The sequence below is a fragment of the Dietzia sp. DQ11-38-2 genome, from assembly GCF_014145055.1.
In the GTDB taxonomy this organism is placed as follows: Bacteria; Actinomycetota; Actinomycetes; order Mycobacteriales; family Mycobacteriaceae; genus Dietzia.
In genome coordinates this window covers 1-1800 of sequence record NZ_JAALDW010000427.1, presented here as the reverse complement: position 1 = coordinate 1800, position 1800 = coordinate 1, and the positions used below count along the sequence as shown (strand labels likewise).

The following is a 1800-nucleotide window of genomic DNA, read 5'->3' as shown; positions in this document are numbered from 1 at the left end:
GGCCGGCCCCGTCCACAGGGGCCGGCCGGTTGTCACGGTCGGGGGATGACTCCGCGCCGAGATGTCCCCGCCGCCCGTCACTCCCACTCGATGGTGCCCGGCGGCTTGCTGGTCACGTCCAGCACGACCCGGTTGACGTTCGGGACCTCGTTGGTGATGCGTCCCGAGATCAGCGCGAGGGTCTCGTACGGCACGCGCGTCCAGTCCGCGGTCATGGCGTCCTCGGAGCTCACCGGGCGCAGCACTATCGGGTGGCCGTAGGTGCGTCCGTCGCCCTGGACGCCCACGGAGCGGACGTCGGCGAGCAACACGACCGGGCACTGCCACACCGAGGCGTCGAGCCCGGCCGCGGTCATCTCCTCGCGCACGATCGCGTCCGCCGCGCGCAGGGTCTCGAGCCGGTCCCGGTCGACGGACCCGACGATCCGGATGGCCAGGCCCGGGCCGGGGAAGGGGTGCCGACCGACGATCGCCTCCGGCAGCCCGAGCTCCCGGCCCACGGCCCGGACCTCGTCCTTGAACAGCAGGCGGAGCGGCTCCACCAGCGAGAACTCGATGTCGTCCGGCAGGCCGCCCACGTTGTGGTGGCTCTTGATGTTGGCGGTTCCCGCGCCCCCGCCTGACTCGACCACGTCCGGGTACAGGGTGCCCTGGACGAGGAAGTCGACGGAGGCGGCGTCGTCACCCTGGAGATCGAGGGCCTGGGTGACGGCACGCTCGAAGGACCGGATGAACTCGCGGCCGATGATCTTGCGCTTGGACTCGGGGTCGGTCACCCCGGCGAGGTGACCGAGGTATGTCTCCGAATCGTCGAGAGTGATGAGGCGGGCACCGGTGGCGGCCACGAAATCGTTCTCGACCTGCTCCCGCTCCCCCGCGCGCAACAGACCGTGGTCGACGAACACACACGTGAGTCGGTCCCCGATGGCCTTCTGCACCAACGCGGCCGCGACCGCGGAGTCGACGCCACCGGACAGCCCACAGATCGCCCGGCCGTCACCGATCTGCTCACGGACGGCCTCCACCAGTTGGTCCGCGATGTTGGACGCCGTCCAGGTGGGTTCGAGGCCCGCGATCTCGGTGAGGAAGCGGGTGAGGACCTGCTGCCCGTGAGGCGAATGCATGACCTCGGGGTGGTACTGGACACCGGCCATCCGGCGTTCGGCGCACTCGAACGCCGCGACCGGGGCACCGGGGGACGTGGCCGTCACCGTGAACCCCTCGGGCGCGGTCGTGACCGCGTCCCCGTGGCTCATCCACACCGGGTGGTGCTCGGGCAGTCCGGCGTGCAACAGGCCACCCGACACCGTCACGTCGGTGCGCCCGTACTCGCGGCTTCCCGTGTGCGCGACCTCGCCGCCCAGGGCGCCCGCCATGGCCTGGAAGCCGTAGCAGATGCCGAAGACCGGCACCCCGAGATCGAGCACCGCCGGGTCGAGAGCCGGGGCGTCGTCCGCGTAGACGCTGGCCGGTCCGCCGGACAGGACCAGGGCGACCGGGTTCTTGCCCCGGATCTCCTCCACCGTCGCCGTGTGCGGGATCACCTCGGAGTAGATCCTCGCCTCGCGCACCCGCCGCGCGATGAGCTGCGCGTACTGGGCGCCGAAATCGACGACGAGGACGGGGCGGGGAGCCGCTGCCTCGGCGGTGAACTGGGAGTCGGTCTGTGCGTTCTCGGCCACGGGGTCGAGTCTAGGCGCAGCCCGCCCGCAGCCGAACTCGGCCACGCCCGCCCGCCACCCGGACTCACACGCGGGCGGGGGCACCCCCACTGGAGACCCCGACGATCGGCAGACGCAG

At 71.7% G+C, this 1800-nt stretch carries 1 protein-coding gene; it reads right to left on the bottom strand.

Annotation, left to right across the window (positions count from 1 at the left end; all coding sequences use genetic code 11):
* Window positions 1-77: 77 nt before the first annotated feature.
* Window positions 78-1682 (bottom strand): glutamine-hydrolyzing GMP synthase, encoded by a 1605-nt coding sequence (guaA, locus tag G6026_RS13690; RefSeq protein ID WP_182613490.1) that lies wholly within the window; start codon window positions 1680-1682, stop codon window positions 78-80.
* Window positions 1683-1800: the final 118 nt, after the last annotated feature.